Here is a 17,663-nt window from a genome sequence, read left to right on the forward strand (position 1 = left end):
TTGTCCGTATTGAAAGTGTAATCTTATGCTCACATTGTTTTCCCCATAATCGTTTGGTGATTTATGGTGGTATTACCATTCGTAATATTTGGTTACGTCGTGATCTATGGCGATTTTACAACGAGGTTTCTTTTGTAATGGAAGTCACTACTCTTTTCTTTATTTTAAGTTATTTGACCTGTATGCTGTTTTAAATATTTTGTTTAATTTTATGCGGCAAAGTGTTAATTGTTACGGTCATCCTTTACCTAATATAAGTTTTCTATGAAAAAGATACTTCTTGTTGTTGGAATGTTTGCTTGTTGTTTCGGCCAATCAATAGCCCAAAAAGCACCCAAGGGCTTCTCTTACATTCCTATGGGAATGGCTTCTGTTAACGGTGCTTTGATTCAGGTTGATGGCTTCTATATGGGACAAACCGAGGTTACTAATGGCGAATACCGTGATTTTTTGCGGGAGATAAGCCTGTCTGGGGATAACTCGCTGTTGGATATCTGCAAGCCTGATAGTGCACAGTGGCTTACAGCGTTTACCTATAGCTATAATGCACCTTATGTGGATACCTACCACTGGCATCCAGCTTTTAAGGATTATCCAGCTGTAAATATTTCGAGCGAGGCAGCAGTTGCGTATTGCCGTTGGCGCACAGAGAAATGCGGAGAAGGTAATGTTGGTGGAAAAATGGTAAAGGGTGTTTATCGGTTACCAACTGAAGCTGAATGGGTAAGAGCTGCTAGGGGAGATCATCACCAGTGGGTTTATACATGGGGTGATCCTAAAGGTAAGCGTGATTACGATAAGTATTTGCGAAACAAGAAAGGTGAATTTGAATGCAATTTTCTTTCTAATAGTCTAGAGTTTAAGACTATGGACACTGTTAATATTGGCAAAAAAAAGCAGGCTAATTCTGTTCTCGACAACTACTTGGTTACGGGTAAGGTGAACTCATACCGTGCAAATCTGTATGGAATCTATTGTATGTGTGGCAACGTAGGGGAGATGGTGGGCAGTGGCGCGCTAACCAAGGGTGGTTCCTTCAGTTCGTCAGCTTATAGTGTTAAAATAGATACTCCAGCCGAACTTTTTTCGAAACCTTCACCATCCGTTGGCTTTCGAATGGTATTCATACCGAACTTATAGATTTATTACTAGTTAGTCTGTAAATTAAAAAAGGCGAGAAGTTATCTCGCCTTTTTTATTTAACTATAATGTATTCGCTATTGTTTTACCGTTTTTATTGTTGTTGCTATTCCATTCGCATCAACCACCTTCACTAAATAGTATCCGTTGGATAGTGCTGATGTATTTACCGTTTGAATGTTCTCTCCTGTTGCCGTCTGATAGACAATGATTTTTCCAGTGAGGTCGTAAATAGTGATGGATTTTAACGGACCCTGGCTACTAATGTTCAGGTTGTTGCTGAAAGGTGATGGGTAGCAATTAATACTTGAGGCGGTGATAACCTTTACATCTGTAGTCGATTTTGTGAAATTGAAAGTCACAACGTTGGTTAGGGTATTTTCAGTAATGTTGGTAAGAGCAATTCCAGAAAGGGCGCCATTGCTTGACTTTGCTGATGGGATCGTTTGGTCGCTGAAAGTATTCTTGTTTGAGGTGCCGGGAAAGGTGCATCCACCTGAACTTATATTGCCATATGAAGATACTGTTGTGCCTGGGTTAGTTGTTGCCGATGCACAAACAGGATACATTAATTGTGGGGCTTTAATGTTGATGTCGTTGTTGTTATAGTGCTTGGTGACATCCTTGTCTACATGGTAGATAAGTAGGCCATGTCCTGGAGTTTTCGCATCAAAGCCCAGTTGCTGCCTATTCTCCAATAAATAATACTCGTTGGTTGTTGTAGTAGGAATGCGGTAAAAGGCTTTATCATTTGTTATTGATGCTGGAATCTCTATCGAGGCACTGCTGCTGAGTTCGGTCGCTGTAGCCCACTTGTATATGTTTACCTTGGTAAATGCATTGTGGTGGGCTGGGGTGATACCATGGTTATTCCATGAACCGCCTGCCATTAAATCCCAATTTCCGGTACCGTAAAAATCTCCATCCGATTTTTCGTAGTCGGTATCGTAGTAGTCGGGTGCACCAAGAACATGGCCAAATTCATGGCATATAACTCCAATAGAAGTCATGGTAGATCCACTATTGCCACTAAGTTCTGCTGAGCAGGAGTAGTCTTTGATGGTTTTTCCATCGTATGTGGTAGCTGGTTTTGTTGTTGGAATTTGCCATGCATGGGCCCAAATTGCATCCGCTGGTGCACCGACTTCTTCACCGTACCCGGCATAAATCACATAAACCCCGTCCACGGTGTCATTATTGTCATTATCGTAATCGGCATAGTTAATACTGGGGTTGGCAAGGCTAACCGCCTCTACTACCAGCGTGTCAGCTTTTACATCCCCGTCGTCGGAATCATTTGCTCCGTAGAAGGCCATATCGTGGCTTGCGGTATATGGTCCGGCAACCGTTACTGTAAGGTTGAACTTATTGTAGGAGTTTTCAAGATAGTAGTCCTTTACGCTTCCGGTAGCTCCGTTGGCCGAATAGTTTACTTGGTTAAAGAGGTTGTTGAAATCTGCTTGTGTTTTCGTAAAGGCTTTATCTTTAAATCCCATTAGGATGCATATCAACTTTCGTTTGCCTGTTGTGGGAAATGCTCTTGTTGCTTCACTATTTTGTATCGAACGGATACTTTTAAGCATTTGCGTTTGCTCTTTTGAGTAGCGCAAACCCTTCGAAATTCCGGAGAGTAATTCAGCATCCTCGGTTGACCTGTTTTCGCTGTTCTTGGCAACCACTCCCGATGGTTTAAGCATGCCACGGTTATCGGTGGTGGCATATTCATAGTACCCCTTTGCATTCGACATTAGTGTGTAGCCGTCAGTGGTCATGGCCCACTTTGCATGCTCATCACCTTTAAGCGTGAGGGTTATTGTGGACCCATCGGGTTGAGTAAACTGGACGGGTTTTGGGTAGGCTGGACTGGCATCTGCCTGTCGGGTTGGAAATGCTACCGTAAATAGTAATGCTAAAATAAAGGAGATTCTCATGGTATATTGGTTGTTTTTTGGGGCGTAAAAGTAATAATATATGATTGAAAGATCGATTGTTTTTGTGGTTGAAACTTTATAAACGGAAATATCCAACATTAGTTCTATTCATTTGGTGTGATTTTATTGTTGAATTGTGGTATCGCTTCCACATAAACATACGAAAGGATTCTTTGCTTTTAGTTCTTCGTGGGCCATTAAATTAAGAGAGGTGCCTGATTCAGGCACCTCTCTTAATTGGACTTGTAAATAATGTTATCGCTTAATGATTTTTATCGTTTGGAATGAGTTGTCCATAGCTTCAATCCTTATCATATAGCTACCAGGAAACAATTCTGATAAATTCATGGTATGCAGTGATTTGCCAATATTGTTGTCCCTAATCAGTGTTTTTCCGAATAGGTCTACAATGATTAAATTGTTGATTGTTAGTGCGCTTTCAATCGTTATTGATGATGTGAATGGATTTGGGAAAACTTTTAGTTGATAATCCATTTCAGTAACCCCGTTTAGTAACGAGAATGTAGCCTTGGCAGCAGTGTTTGCAGTCATTGTAACATTCGCTGATGCGGTAGAAATGGTTGTTCCGTCGATTTCCCACTTGTCGAACTTCCATCCTTGGTCGGGGGTAGCGGTAAGTGACACCACAGTTCCTGCATCGTAGCTTTTGGCTCCCTCTGTTGGACTGACAGTTCCGTTTCCAATTTTTGAAATAGTAAGGGTGTATTGTAAGTTTGCGTTGATTTTTTTTCCGATAACCAGAATGTCGTCTATGCGGCTAGTCCCACTTGAGGCGACGTCTCCTGATCCAACCTGCAGGTTGCTTCTCATTATCCATCGAACGGTTACGGATGATTGATTTCCGGTTTCATCGGGTAATGCAAGTTCCGTCAATACGCCTGCAGTAAAATTTGCTGCCACTGTTATATTGCTCGATGGAACATCAATCCAAGTAGAGCCAGTGGTTTTGTATTGGAGTTTAAACTCTTTTGGACCTGTGGTGGAGCTTCGCTGTTTGGATGAGATTTTAATATTGTTATATCCCAATGTACTAAACTCGGTTTGCCAAGCTTTTGTATTGTTGCCGTTGTCCCAACCTGTATTCGAAATGGCAATGGTTCCTGTTCCTCCTGATCCACCAGCATAGCTGATCGTTCCGCTTGAGTTCGATGTGATTGTTTTGGTGGAATTTTGAGTTATGCCATCGTCGGACAATAGATTGCTATCTTCAAAATCCCAACTAACAACTACGGCAGGAGCATTCGGATCAACAACCGTTATGTAAGCTGATTTTGTTTCGGTAACACTTCCATTTACGGTCAAGGCTACTGTTTTCATTCCAGCAGTGGCATATGTAACGGTATGAGGTCCAGCAGTGGTTGCTGTTGCTGGGCTTGCTCCATCACCAAAATCCCATGCGTAGGCGGTGATCGTTCCGTTTGAAAGATTCGTAAAAATTGTGGCCTCTCCAATATTAACGGTTAGCAGATCTGCGTTGAAGTCTGGAATAAAATCGGCTGCTGTTGTTTCAGCTATTCTGATGTCGTCTACACACCAGTAGTAGCCATATGTTCCGGTATAGTTCCACTTAAATTTTACCGAAGGTTTGCCTGAAATAGCGGTAATTATTTTCTTGTAGTTTGCAGGGTTTGTTGTCGATGCAGTCCATTTGTCTAGTTCTACCCAAGTTGTACCATTGTCAATGCTATATGAAAGTTGGGCGCTTTCGCCTGTCTCGTAAAACCTAAAATAATGTCTAAACGAGAGGGTTATCGAGTTTGCTCCATTTAAGGTGATTGACGGGGTTACTAAATCAGCATTTTGAGAGTTGCCGCCACCAAAATCATCCGAGTTAAGATAGGCGTAGGTTCCACTTAGTCCTTCGGCAATGTTTCCAAATTGCCATATTTGTCCATTGCCTTGATGGTCGTCAATCGTCCAGCAACCAGGGAGTGTCGCATCTTCAAAATCTTCAAAAACAGGAAGAGCAATAGTGCCGCTGCACATGGTAGTTGCATTTTCAACTGTTCCTGGAGAGTAGGTCGGAGTTGCTGAAAGAGTCGACCAAGCTTTGTAGTAATAGGTTGTATTACTGTTTAATCCAGTATGCGAAAAACTCGTTGCATCACCCGCAACAATAATTGTTCCACCTCCAGGAATCGATTCTCCTTGGCTGTAGGTTGTGCCGTTATTTAATGTTCCGAAGGCTGGCGTTGGAGAGACGGCGATAACTACGTTTTTGTTCTCTGATTTTGTCCAAGCAAGGTCAATTTGAGAAGTAGCGATTGGGGTTGCTGTAAATCCATTCGGGTCTCCCGTTGCTGTTGTTGCCTGCCGTTCAACTCCAGGCGAATAGGTTGGTGTTGCTGATAGTTTTGTCCAGATTTTGTAATAGTAGGTTTTGTTATTGACTAGGCCTGTGTGCGGAAAGTTGCTTGCATCTCCGAAAACCAGAATCGTTCCACCACCCACTATTGCTTCTCCTTGGCTGTAGGTTGTGCCGTCAATTAGTGATCCAAAATTGGGAGTAAGGGAGAATGCAACAACTACGTCACGATTCTCTGATTTTGTCCAAGCAAGGTCAATTTGAGAAGTGCTCATTTGAGTCGCGGTGAACCCCGTTGGATTTCCTAAATATCCTCCGTTGAAATCGAATGTGATTATTCCTGTAGTCGTATTTTCGGAAATGTTCGTAATTGGTTTCCCTGTATTTGCACTTGCCCACGATTTCATTGATGGCATGGATGCGTCTGTATACTCCCGTTTGTTTGATGAGCCTGGGAATGGACAACTGGCAGAACTAATACTTCCATAGGATGCGGCCGTCGATCCTGGGTTTGAAGTGGCTGAAGCGCATACCGGATACATGTTTTGAGGTGCCTTGGCATTAATGTCGTTGTTGCTATAATGAGCCTCAACATCTTTGCTGACGTGGAATATTAAAAGTCCGTGACCAGGATTTGCCACATTAAAGCCTGTTTGCTGACGATTTTCCATAAGGAAATATTCGTTTGCAGTTGTAGTATTTATCCTATAAAATGCAGATGAGTTAGATTGCGATGAGGGCATAGTGATTGAGGCTCCTTCTTCTAGCGTAGTTGCATTAGCCCATCCATAAACCATTACTTTGGTGTAGGCATTGTGGTGTGCCGGAGTTATACCGTTATTGTTCCATGACCCTCCGGCCATTAAATCCCAATCCCCGGTTCCGTCAAACTGGCCTCCTGTGTCATAGTTGGTGTCGTAGTAGTCGGGTGCACCAAGTACATGGCCAAATTCGTGGCATATAACACCAATAGATGTCATCGTAGAGCCGGAGTTCGATTCCAACTCTGCCGAACACGAATAACTTGAAATTATTTTGCCATCAAGTGTTTTTGACGGAATTTCCCATGCATGGGCCCAAATTGCATTGGCAGATGCCCCGGCTTCTTCTCCGTAACCGGCATAAATCACGTAAACCCCATCGACATTACCATCGTTGTCGTTATCGAAATCGGCATAATTCACTGCTGCATCGGCTGCGGTTACTGCTTCTGTAACTAAGACATCTGGCTTCACGTCATTGTCGTTTGAATCATTTGCGCCGTAGTATGCCATGTTTTGGCTTGCAGTATATGGACCGGCCACGGTTACTGTAAGGTTGAATTTGTTGAAGGAGTTTTCAAGGTAGTAGTCCTTTACGCTTCCGGTAGCCCCGTTGGCCGAATAATTTACTTGGTTGAAGAGGTTGTTGAAATCGGCTTGGGTTTTCGTAAAAGCCTTGTCTTTAAATCCCATTAGGATGCAAATGAGTTTTCGGTTACCCGTTGTTGGAAATGCTCTTCTTGCTTCTTTTTGTCGAATAGACTGAATAGTTCTAAGCATTTGAACTTGTTCTTTTGAATAACGAAGTCCTTTTGACGTTTTGGAGAGCAATTTGATATCTTCGCTTTGTCGCTGTTCTTTGTCTTTTGCTTTAATCCCTGAAGGGATTATATTGCCACGGCTATCTGTTGTTGCGTATTCGTAATATCCCTTTGGATTGGACATTAAGGTATAGTCATCGGTTGTGCTTGCCCACTTCGTATGCTCATCACCTTTCAACGTGAGGGTGATTGTGCTCCCATCGGGTTGGATAAACCGAATCGGTTTCGGGTAGGCTGGGCTTGCAATGGTTGATTGCAGGACGCCGAAAGTCATTAGAAATAGTAATAAGGATAGTTTGTTCATAGGATAGGTTTTTTTGGGAAAGGCCAACAAGATAAAAAAAATATGATCAACAACGATTCGTGGAAAATATTATTTGCAGCTGACAATTTTCTGATACAAGGTTGATTGGGACCATTGTATTGCTCTGTTCTATTTGTAGTCGATATTTTTCCGGAAAGCATCTAAGTGCACCTCTGTTTTCTTGTTACCCTATGGCATCTAATGAAAAAGCCCAAGAAGATGAACTCTTCTTGGGCTTTCAACGGAAGTTTTTGTTTTACTTAAACGCTTTTTCGGGTAGTCCGTCGCCTGCAAGACCAAGTCGCTGGAAGTATTCTGGAACGGGTTTTCCATTGAGGGTATCCACATACATTTTGGCCAGCTGCATGCCCAGCATGAATCCCTGACCGCGTAAACCGAGGAAAAGTCCTTCGGCCGGATCGATATACATTCTTGGTTCCACATAGTATCCTGCCCAAATGGCTTGGAATCCTACGCTGGAAAGTTGAGGTATCCAGCTCGAGAACACTTCGGACGCTATTTCCAAGAACTCTTGGGTGTTTATCTTCAGGTTTTTCTCCGCCTGTTGTGGATCGGTGGCGGGCGAAGCGCAACCTATGATTTGGCCTGTCTCGGCCATCTGTTGGCCATAAACGGCAACAAACCCCTTGTATTTTCTGCGGTCGATAAGCATTCCAAGCGGATCGCCGTTGACACCCATCCAAGGAAGGCGGCGAGTAATAAATGCCTGGTGTTTTACGGAGTAAAGACCAAGCTCATGACCAAGCATGCTGGAGTATTTTTCTGCACCTGGACCCATGGCGTTTACAAAAACATCGGCATGGTATTCGATGTAACTTTTGTCGTGGTCGCGAACGAGCACAACATACCCGTTTCCATTTTTGTGTACACTGATGAGTTCGCAGTCCTCCTTGATTTCGCCACCCTTGGCAAGACCAATCTTGCGGATCAAATCAATTGTTTTGCCTGGCGTTGCTTGCCAACAATCGCTGGTGATTAGCGCAGATTGATAGGTGTTGAGGTTTTGGTTAAAGAAGGGGGATACCTCTTTTTTAAAGTCTTTTGGTTCAACCATGCGGGCATTGCTCCAGGCCCGTGACGCCTCAAGCGCTTTGTAGGTGGCTTCGTCGTGGGCAAACGTTACGTAGTTGGTGGGGCGATAGTCAATACTGCTAAGTTTTTCAAGATCCTTGAAAATCTCATGGCTTTTCGTGGCGATGTCCGCAATTTCGGGTAGTGAAAAAGCGGGACGGCCACCGGCAATATTTCGCCAAGAGGCACCACGTCCATAGTTCAGCAGCACGGGTTTCATTCCTGCTTCGGCCATATAGCGGAATAGGGCACTTCCACCAATTCCTCCGCCGGCAACAAGGCTCTTAACCTTTATTACGGTTGCCTTTTTACCATTAATTCCGGTAATGTAGGTTGGTGCAACATTTTTGGGATAGAGTTCGCCCATCTCCACCTGATTGCTTAGCGGTCCGCGGGGAGTGGCATCTCCCACAATTTGAATGCCCAATGGGATCAACGCCGTTTTTAACCGTTTGATACATCGTTTGCCTCGGCAGGCGCCCATGCCCAATCGGGTGGTGTGCTTTATTTCGTCGGCGGAGATAAACTTACGGTTACCAATGGTAGATAGAATTTCGTCGAACGAAACATCGTCGCAATGGCAGATGTATGTTTTTTCTTGAGCCTTAATTGTCGTCTTTGAGAGGGTTACCGGTTCGGGATAGTTCTCTTTTACAATAAATCCGCGAACGTTGGATAGCTCATTCCCATGTATTGTTGTGGATTTTACCCTAGCTATATTGGTCTTGTTTTTCTTTGTCAGAATTTTCTCAATAACGCCTTCACCCAACTTTTCGCCTTGGTTGTTCACCAGAAAAACTTCGGCACCTTCCTGAACTTCATATTCTATAGGGAGAAATAGCCACTCCTTGGCAATGTTGTATCCAAATATAGCTAAGCCCGGACATTGGTAAACGCACTCCATACACCCAATACACTTGTCGTAGTTGATGTTAGGCACAGTGCTGGTGGAACTTTTGGTAATAGCTCCATGAGGGCAGGCAAATTGGCACGGGTTGCAGGCAAATCCATAGAGACAGTCAATCTGAACGTACGGTTTTAACTTGCGATCTTCGGTTGGCTCAAACGGTTTTTCAATAACTCGAGTTGGATGCTGTTGGGAATCAATATACTCCTTTGCAGTGGTTAGATATTCATCATACTTGAATTTTGCACCCAATTCTTGTAGAATTTGGAACGCAACTTCCTTCCCTCTTAGAACTGCGCTGGTGCCTTCTCCAATGCGTATGGCATCGCCTGCACCGTAGCAGAATCGACCAAAAACTTCTTGGCCTTTTATCAGCAATTGATCATCGGGAACAAGTCCGGTACATATATTTATGGCATCGATGCCTTCAATTATTTGCTCCGTTCCTGGAATGGGTTTGAAGTTTACGCAATCGGCAATAACGGCCCCAATAATGCCGTCGCGATTTTCGTTTGGAAGTGCTTTCATAAGCAGCTTATTGAGCATAATTGGAATTCCGAGGCGCCTTACTCTGTTGGCTTGTACCGGGAATCCACCCTCATTGGGCATTGCCTCCAAAATGGCCTTCACGTTGGCACCTGCCTGCATAAGCTGGTAGGAGGTGAGGTATCCAATGTTACCGGCACCAACGGTGAGTATGTTTTTGCCGAGGAGTGTAAACTCCTGATTCATCATTTTTTGAACTACCGCGGCGGTATATACCCCGGGAACATCGTCGTTCTCGAACGGTGGCATAAAGGGAACCGCGCCTGAAGCTACCACAAGGTGGTCGGCTTCCACGTAATAAATTTCGCTAGTTTTTAGGTTCTTTACTGCAATTCGCTTGCCTTCAAGAATGTCCCATACTGTGCTGTCGAGGAAGATACCTTCGTGGCTATCGCCGGCGAGGGTTTTGGCAATTTCAAATCCCCGCATTCCGCCAAACTTCTTCACCTTTTCGAAGAAGAAGAATTGGTGTGTTTGCATGTTAAACTGTCCGCCTATTGTAGCATTGTTGTCAATCACAATGTTCTCAATGCTGTGTTGAAGCAGCAATTCGCGGCAAGCAAGTCCCGCAGGGCCGGCACCAATAATGGCAACGGTAGTTTTATAGATTTTTGTGGAGTGGTTCTTGTCAACAGGAATTGGCTCGGGGGTGTGGTTTTGAGGCACCTCTTTTACCTCTTTCACGCCATCGACAAGGGTAATACAAATGCGCTTAATTTGTCCGTCCACCAGCATTTCGCAGGCGCCACACTTGCCAATTCCGCATTCGAGACTGCGTTCACGATGTTCAACGCTATGACTATGTATTGGGAAACCTGCCTGGTGCAGAGCAGCGGCAATGGTAAACCCTTTCTCTCCTTTTACAGGTTTTCCTTCGAAGAGGAATTTCTGTTCGCCTCCTTTGGGTACCGTCAGTATTGGGTGACGTTCTATTTTCTTCATTTTATTGGTGTTTTGGGTTGTTTGAAGTAGACCCAAAAAATAGATAGGTTATGGAGTTTATCAAATGATTTTAATCAGTAAATCCGCTGATAGTTAGGGGTGTTTAAGCCTGTTTTTGGCCACGAGAAGGGTTGTATCTTAATCCGTAAATAGTGGTAAGCACGAAGTGAAAAATAAAACGCCGGCTAATTTAGCCGGCGTTCTTTTTCTTATCTGTTTTTTTATTTGTTGATTATAAAGGCGTTTGATGCATTTCCTTCGGGTGTTAATAATCGAAGGATGTAAGTTCCCGGTTTAAAGTTGTTCAATGGGATTTTCTCCATCAGTCGATCAACCGAGCCATACTTTTGGTGCCAAATAACCACGCCGGTTATATCCACTATCTCGATGGTTACATCCGTATTTGCCTTAAGCGTCGTTTCAACATTCAGCTCGTAGCTGGCAGGAACAGGGTAGTACCTCAACGAGGTGATAAACTCATTTTCCCCAATTGAGTTTATGTTGAGCACAACAATTGTATCTCGAACTGAACATCCATTGGTTAATGAAACTTGAACCCAGTATTTATCGGGTGTTGCTGCAAGAGTGCTTGCTGTGGTATTCCCATTACTCCACAGGTAACTATTTCCACCTGTTGCGGTAAGCAGGTATGGGAACGCGCTTACTTTAATCGTGTCTAGGCTAAACTTAAAGACCGGCATAAGTAACGCTTCTATTAGGAAGTCGGAAACTGGTCCCTGTGTCAAGGAGAAGTAGGTAAATGCCTTGAACGACTTGTTCCCTGCGGAACTTATAGTTGCCTTTTGCTTAAAGGTATGGGAAACCTTTCCTGATGTGGGAAGGTCTGCAACTAATAGTAATGTATCTACTTGCGTTACACCACTGTTAAATTGGTATCCCACCGGAATTTTTGTACCGCTTAGCAGAGTGGCTAAACTTAGGTTCGTAAATTCCACCTTAACATCCAATGGGATGTTTGGTATACAGCCGGGTAATGGTGTGATTAAGGCTGTTGCCGTCATTGCAGAAGCAGCAAAGTTAATCACAACCTGGTCGCTACCTTGGCAACCCTTATCGGAGGTTACCGTTACGGTGTAGGTGCCGCTGACAGAAACCGTGATGGTTTGCGTGGTAGCACCTGTGTTCCATAAATATTGACTGAAGCCGCTACCTGCATCTAGCACAGTGCTTCCAGAGGTAAGCAGTTGGTCAGGACCCAGATTAACAACAGGATTTGGCCATACATTTAGCGTTTTGGAGGTTGTATTATTGCTTGCCAAAATATCGCTGGCAAAGAATAACTCAGCGCTCAGATTGATAACGCCCGATGCCACAACGTTCAACGGTTGGGTAAAAGTTACATCCACTGATGTGGCAGGTAAAAGCATTGTCGTTGGCTGGAATATTTTCTCCTCGACCAGCGAACCCTCCAAAAATAGTTTAATCGACAATTGTTGGTTCGTTTTCAGCGTATCGTTACCGTTATTGAATAGTCTTACGGAAACGTTTTGTCCAGCTGGATTTGCACATAAATCGAGCGGTGCAACAAACTGAGTAAGTTGGTAGTCGTGCCTTACAAATATTACCTCAGTACTAGCCGTGGCGGTGCATACCGCATTCTTAGTAACGATTAAGGTATAAGTGTCCGAGGTGGTTACCGTAATAGTTTGCGTTGTTTCACCCGTGCTCCACAAGTAGGTGTCATAGCCTGTGCCACCATCCAGTATAACCTGTGCAGCCCTGGTTACTATCTTTGGTGGAAGAAATAGCGATATCGGCGTATAAACGTTTATTGTTCGTTTAAGCGTATCGTTGAACCTTCTCATTTCATTGGTAACAGCCTCTGCCCAATATATAAATTTGTAGGTTCCCTCGGTGCTTAAATCAACAGGAATAGTGAAGGTATGGTTGAAGGTATTCCCAGGTTCCGATTGCTGGTTTAGAGTTACCTGGTCCGTTACAATGGTTACATTATTTAACTTATAGCCAACGTTAATCTTCGATCCTATAGCAAGCGTATCTGTTCCATAGTGGTGAACTATAACCTGGGGGTAAACGGGCTGCCCCGGTCTACATAAATCAGCAGGACTGATAATTGATTCTAACCCTATGTCTGTAAATTTAAGGTGAACATCGGAAGAATCGCTAGCAGGACAACCGAAGGCGTCGGTTACTGTAACCTTTACCCATCCTATGGTATCCATAGTAAATGTTTGGTTAGTGGAACCATCGTGCCATAAGTAACTGCTCCATATCCCAGCATCGAAGAGGTAGGTGGTGACTTCCTGATAAACAAAGTGTGGACTTAGCGTAAACGATGGGAAGCCATGAACAACAATAACAGAGGACTTATGGTTGTTTCCAGGTGTTTCATCGTAGGGTCGCTTGGCGTCCATCTCTATGTTGTAAGTGTTAATCGCACTAAAATTGGTGGTGGCGATGGTGGTTAGTGTTGTTTCTGCATTTGGCAGAAGAATGGCGGTGAGCTTAACGTTCTCCGTAACCAACGTTCCAGCGTTTACCGTCCAGCTGACAACTACCGTGTCGCCTACTTGAAGTGTATCTGTTCCAAAGTTTTTCACCTTGATGACAAATGGCTTGTTACCAGTTAACTCGCAAGCGGAAACTGGGCTGGTTATTTCGGTAAGACCAATATCGGAGGTCAACTTCACAATCTTAACCGTGTCGTAGGCCGTGCATCCGCCTTCTACCTCTACCCTGAATTCTCCTCCCGCCATGGTGATTAGAGGCGCTTTGAGCACCGCATCTGGAACCGTAACTAGTGGTGTAGTTGAGGTGATTGGGCTATACCAACGATAGTCAATGGCACCTGCCGATGTGGCATCAAATACAAGGGTGTCGGGACGAACGGTGTAAACGGTATTGCCCAAGTTCACATAGGGCTTATTTACCACTACCGTGGTTAACAGGGTGTCGTTTTGCGTGTCATAATAGAATAGCGGGTATTCTTCACCATAAGTGGAAGCCGTAATGTTATAGGTTCCTCCTAAGCTAAAGTCGAACCGCTGCGATAGCGTAAAGTTCATTTCACCGTTTACTGCTAGATCCGAAGGGATAGCAAACAATTGGTTAGCGCTTTGGATGTTGCCATCACGATTTACGTTAATGCGTAAACCGATGGACTCACCTGTTTTTGCAGTGCGAATGCCAAAGTTCTTTACCTTAAGCGTAACAGATTCGTTACTGGCCAAAGTGCATGCCGATATAGGAGAAACAAATGCTGATACGCCAAAGTCATTAGGAGCATCAACGAAGCGAATGTCATCGAACGCAATGCCATCATATTCATTATTAAATCTATCGGCCTTAAAGCGAATTTGGAATTTCACTGACGATTGCCCAGCGATAATAGCAGGCAGAAGGTGAGCAACACGATACCATCCATGACTTGTGCCTGTCCATCCGGACACGCCAAGCGCAGCTACGGTGCTATCCTTATACCAGTTCCATCTTGAATCGTAAGCATTGCCGTTGTTGCCCACAGTAGTCCATGAGGTGCCACCATCAATGCTGTAGTAGAGTGCAGCACCATCAATGTTTTTCTCGGTTACGTGATTTACATAAGCCGAAAACATGGGTTTAACTACGCTGGTAAAATTGAAGCATGGGCTTTCGAGAATGGCAACGGGGGCGGTATACTGGTTGCCTGAAATGGTGAAGTTGTCAATCACCCAACCGGAGTAACTTACCGTGCCATTGGAATAGGCAATTGCAAATCGCAGTTGGAAGGTTGTCGAGAGTAGAGAATCGGGCAGCGCGTATTCAGTGAGTTCATCTGCACCAATGGTTATTTCGCCCTCGCTCTTCCAAAGGGTATACCATTTGATGCCATTTTTTGTAACCTGAATTTTGGCAGTATCTCCATCTGCAACATTTAACTGACGGTAAAAAGAGACGGAAGCTGACGAGAATCCGCTCAAATCAATTGTGGGAGTGGTGGCTGCGTAAGCGCTATTTGAGTTAATATTTGCTTCGTATCGGAATGGATTGGTACCGAGGCCAGTTAAATCCGTCCCTAATACTTTAACGCCTGCGAAGGCACCTCCTGGTTTTCCGAATCCTCCATCCTCATTTCCTCCACCAGTAGGTGTCCCAATTTGGAATTCCCCAGTAAGTGTCCATCCAGTGCTGTTTTCAAAGTTGTCGAAATATGCAACAACCACATCACTTGGGTCGGCAGTACCATAGGAACCAGCGAATTTGCTAATCCATGTTTTTGAACCGGAATAAGCACTGTTTATAGTTGTTTTAGCAGGTGTTCCGTACTCCCATAAATTCCCCTGAGTTGAACGCCAATGGTCTGAAGAGGACTCAAAGTCTTGGGTGTATGGGGTAGCATAGGTTGGAATAGCATAGAAACTATAGCTCAACTGGTCGTTTGCCGGCTCCTCGTCGCCAGGTAGTTCGGTTTTAACCAATACGTTGTTTCGAGGTCCTGGTGATGAGAAATCGAATTTTGGTAAAATGGTATAAGTGAGGGTTTCCTCAGAGTTGATTACTTGCCGGATTGTATCCCTAACCCAAGTAACGCCACCATCGAGTGAGATGGCCAGCGGAACCTTGTTTGGTGTTGGCATTGCTGATAGGTTAGCAACCTTAATGGTGATGCTTTCGGCCGCTCCAAATCCACAACGACTAATTGGGGTAACCCACTCTGTAACTGTCACGTCTTTGGTAATATAGTCGCCGGTAAGAATAAGGTCATCGATATTCCATCCCGAATAGTTGTAAAATGAGGTGTTATTTAGGGCAAACCTGAGTTTGAACGTTTTCGAACGGCTTGCGGCTCCTGGAATTGAGTTCTCAATGCGTGTCCACTTATTATCTACAATAAACGCATTTAAGCCAGTAGGCGTGATGTTACCACCAATTCGAGTCCAAGTAAGCCCATCATCTTTACTGACATCCACGGAGGCACTATCCTCCACAAATATGTTAAGGTAGCGCTGGAAAGTTAACTTAAGATCTTTGTAAAAGAATACATTAAAAGTTTTCGATGTGGCTTTATAGGCGTTGGCACGGGTGATACCAGCTTCATAATTATAAGGCACGGTGCCCAATCCGGTAAGATCGGTTCCTAGAACCTTAGAGCCCGAATGTGCGGTTGCTGGATCGGGGTTTCCAGGGCTACCGCCTAATCCAGAGGGCGTATTCCGCTCGAATTCTCCTGTTAGCGTCCATAAATTATCCGTTTCGAAGTCTTCGTTGAATATGGTTTCATACACAACCCTATATCCCGCTGGAGACATGGCGGTTGGTGCGTATGCGGTATCGTTTATCCCTATACTTTTGGCCTCTATCATGGCATCGAGTTGGTTTCCATGCTGCGCTGAGGTCAAAATATCGTAGGTTATCCAAAAGTAAGTAGAGCCGCTGGGGAGGTCAATATTTAGGTTGTCGAATTTTGCATAACCGCCAACAAGCGAGGCGGTACTAACTTGAGTGGATGCATCGAATATTGGTGCGCTCGTACGAAATAACTTAACACCATTGGTCGTAACATTTGCATCATCGGTGTTTAGCGATTTTACTTCTACTGAATCGAAAATACAAGTGGATTGGTTTCCAGATACAGCCACCTCAAAACCTAACACAGGATTATTGTTCGACCCCGAAGGAATAAATTCGGTGGGAACCGAGAGTGGTGTAACACTTTTTACAAATTTATTGAGATTGCCCTTTTCCTCAATTACAATATCGTCGATACAGGTACCTAGCCCCCATTGGGTGTGACCTTCAAAGGCAAGGTAGTAGGTGCTGGTAGGGTTTGGTAGATATAAGCTGACTTCGGTCCAAATGTCGATGGGGTAATCGTATACCTTAAGCAATGTCCATGCTCCTCCTGGGGTGTTCTTATAGTAAACGCGCATGGCGTCCCACGACAAACCGCCCCCAAATGTCCATCCTACCTGAGCGAGCCAAAATCTTAGCTGCGGTTTGATAGCAGTGGAAAGGTTGATAGCTTTGGTGACTAACTTCGTACGTTCGTTATTTACGCTCTGCTCCTGAAAGAGGGCGTTGTAGGTTCCGCCATGAGCGCTGGAGGGGTTGCGCGTGGGGTCGCTTGCGCTTGCCGGAACGATGTAGTTGGGGTCGTTAGGGCTATAGCCACCATTCCGATAGCGCCAATCAACCGTCCCTTTTTCGAACTCCCGGGTCCAACCGGTTGGAATGGTGCCACTTTCGAAGCCCTCTGTAAGAAACGGAGGATCAGCAGCCATTAGGCAAGGGGTGATGCTGAAAAAAAGAGTTATTAAGACAGTCAGTCTTAATGCTGATTTTAAGGGGCGTAAAGCTATTACCATATCTTATTGTATTTTTGGCAGGACTCAATTAATCACCAATATTAAGAAAATAATGGTTTAGTTGGTCGGTTTAAGTACCATTTACGGAATAATTCAAAAATTGTTAGTGTTTAATCTGCAAAATAACTATGTTCGTCAAAAAAATAAAATTGATTTATTTTTAAGTTTTACGAACATTTAATCGTTTATCCGTATATAAGAAGGTAAACAATTTTGGTAGGTAAATACTTATTGTTTCCTAAATTCAAGTAACAAATGCAACTTATAGGATTGATTGGAGAGAAAGGAATTGCATTTTTTCAGAACAGGAAGATGAGAATTACTCACCTTCGCTGCTCCGATGGAAAAAATGTGGTTCTTTACCCCCTAAGTCCTCTAAAAATAAGTTGTAATGGCGCACATCAACCAAGAGCAAAGGTATGTAATTACCCTCATGCTACAGCAAGGCAAGCTACAAAAAGAAATAGCCCTGTTTATCAACCGAAGCCCTTCCGTGATATCCCGGGAGATTCGCAGGAACAGGGATGCCAAAACGGGCATTTACGAGAGCAACGTGGCGCAGCGTGC

Annotated in this window: 6 protein-coding genes; 2 read left to right on the forward strand and 4 right to left on the reverse strand. The window is 44.1% G+C overall.

What is annotated here, in order from left to right; translation table 11 throughout:
• The first annotated feature begins 264 nt into the window (after window positions 1–264).
• Entirely contained in the window at window positions 265–1,140 is an 876-nt protein-coding gene (locus BLS65_RS05005) for a formylglycine-generating enzyme family protein (RefSeq protein ID WP_092436510.1), read from the forward strand.
• A 77-nt stretch (window positions 1,141–1,217) separates the two neighbouring features.
• Here BLS65_RS05005 and BLS65_RS05010 read toward each other — a convergent pair whose 3' ends face one another.
• The 4 genes from BLS65_RS05010 to BLS65_RS05025 form a co-directional block, all read right to left on the reverse strand.
• Window positions 1,218–3,071 carry a M6 family metalloprotease domain-containing protein gene (locus tag BLS65_RS05010; protein ID WP_170830003.1) on the reverse strand — a complete coding sequence of 618 codons (1,854 nt, stop codon included), beginning with the start codon at window positions 3,069–3,071 and terminating at the stop codon, window positions 1,218–1,220.
• A 255-nt stretch (window positions 3,072–3,326) separates the two neighbouring features.
• On the reverse strand, window positions 3,327–7,283 hold the full coding sequence (locus tag BLS65_RS05015) for a M6 family metalloprotease domain-containing protein (RefSeq protein ID WP_125869770.1): 3,957 nt from the start codon (window positions 7,281–7,283) through the stop codon (window positions 3,327–3,329).
• 256 nt (window positions 7,284–7,539) lie between these two features.
• Window positions 7,540–10,770, reverse strand: a complete 3,231-nt coding sequence (locus tag BLS65_RS05020; RefSeq protein WP_092436516.1) for an FAD-dependent oxidoreductase — start codon at window positions 10,768–10,770, stop codon at window positions 7,540–7,542.
• Between the two features lie 221 nt (window positions 10,771–10,991).
• Window positions 10,992–17,096 carry a T9SS type A sorting domain-containing protein gene (locus BLS65_RS05025; protein ID WP_125869771.1) on the reverse strand — a complete coding sequence of 2,035 codons (6,105 nt, stop codon included), beginning with the start codon at window positions 17,094–17,096 and terminating at the stop codon, window positions 10,992–10,994.
• 391 nt (window positions 17,097–17,487) lie between these two features.
• On the opposite strand from BLS65_RS05025, the gene BLS65_RS18895 reads away from it, so the two are divergent.
• The coding region (locus tag BLS65_RS18895; RefSeq protein ID WP_139180946.1) for a helix-turn-helix domain-containing protein at window positions 17,488–17,663 on the forward strand (176 nt) is incomplete at its 3' end.

The organism is Williamwhitmania taraxaci (assembly GCF_900096565.1).
Lineage (GTDB): Bacteria > Bacteroidota > Bacteroidia > Bacteroidales > Williamwhitmaniaceae > Williamwhitmania > Williamwhitmania taraxaci.

Excerpts from the sequence above, each read along its gene's own strand:
- BLS65_RS05005 (WP_092436510.1), top strand. The coding sequence starts at position 265 with ATGAAAAAGATACTTCTTGTTGTTGGAATGTTTGCTTGTTGTTTCGGC.
- BLS65_RS05010 (WP_170830003.1), bottom strand. The coding sequence starts at position 3,071 with ATGAGAATCTCCTTTATTTTAGCATTACTATTTACGGTAGCATTTCCA.
- BLS65_RS05015 (WP_125869770.1), bottom strand. The coding sequence starts at position 7,283 with ATGAACAAACTATCCTTATTACTATTTCTAATGACTTTCGGCGTCCTG.
- BLS65_RS05020 (WP_092436516.1), bottom strand. The coding sequence starts at position 10,770 with ATGAAGAAAATAGAACGTCACCCAATACTGACGGTACCCAAAGGAGGC.
- BLS65_RS05025 (WP_125869771.1), bottom strand. The coding sequence starts at position 17,096 with ATGGTAATAGCTTTACGCCCCTTAAAATCAGCATTAAGACTGACTGTC.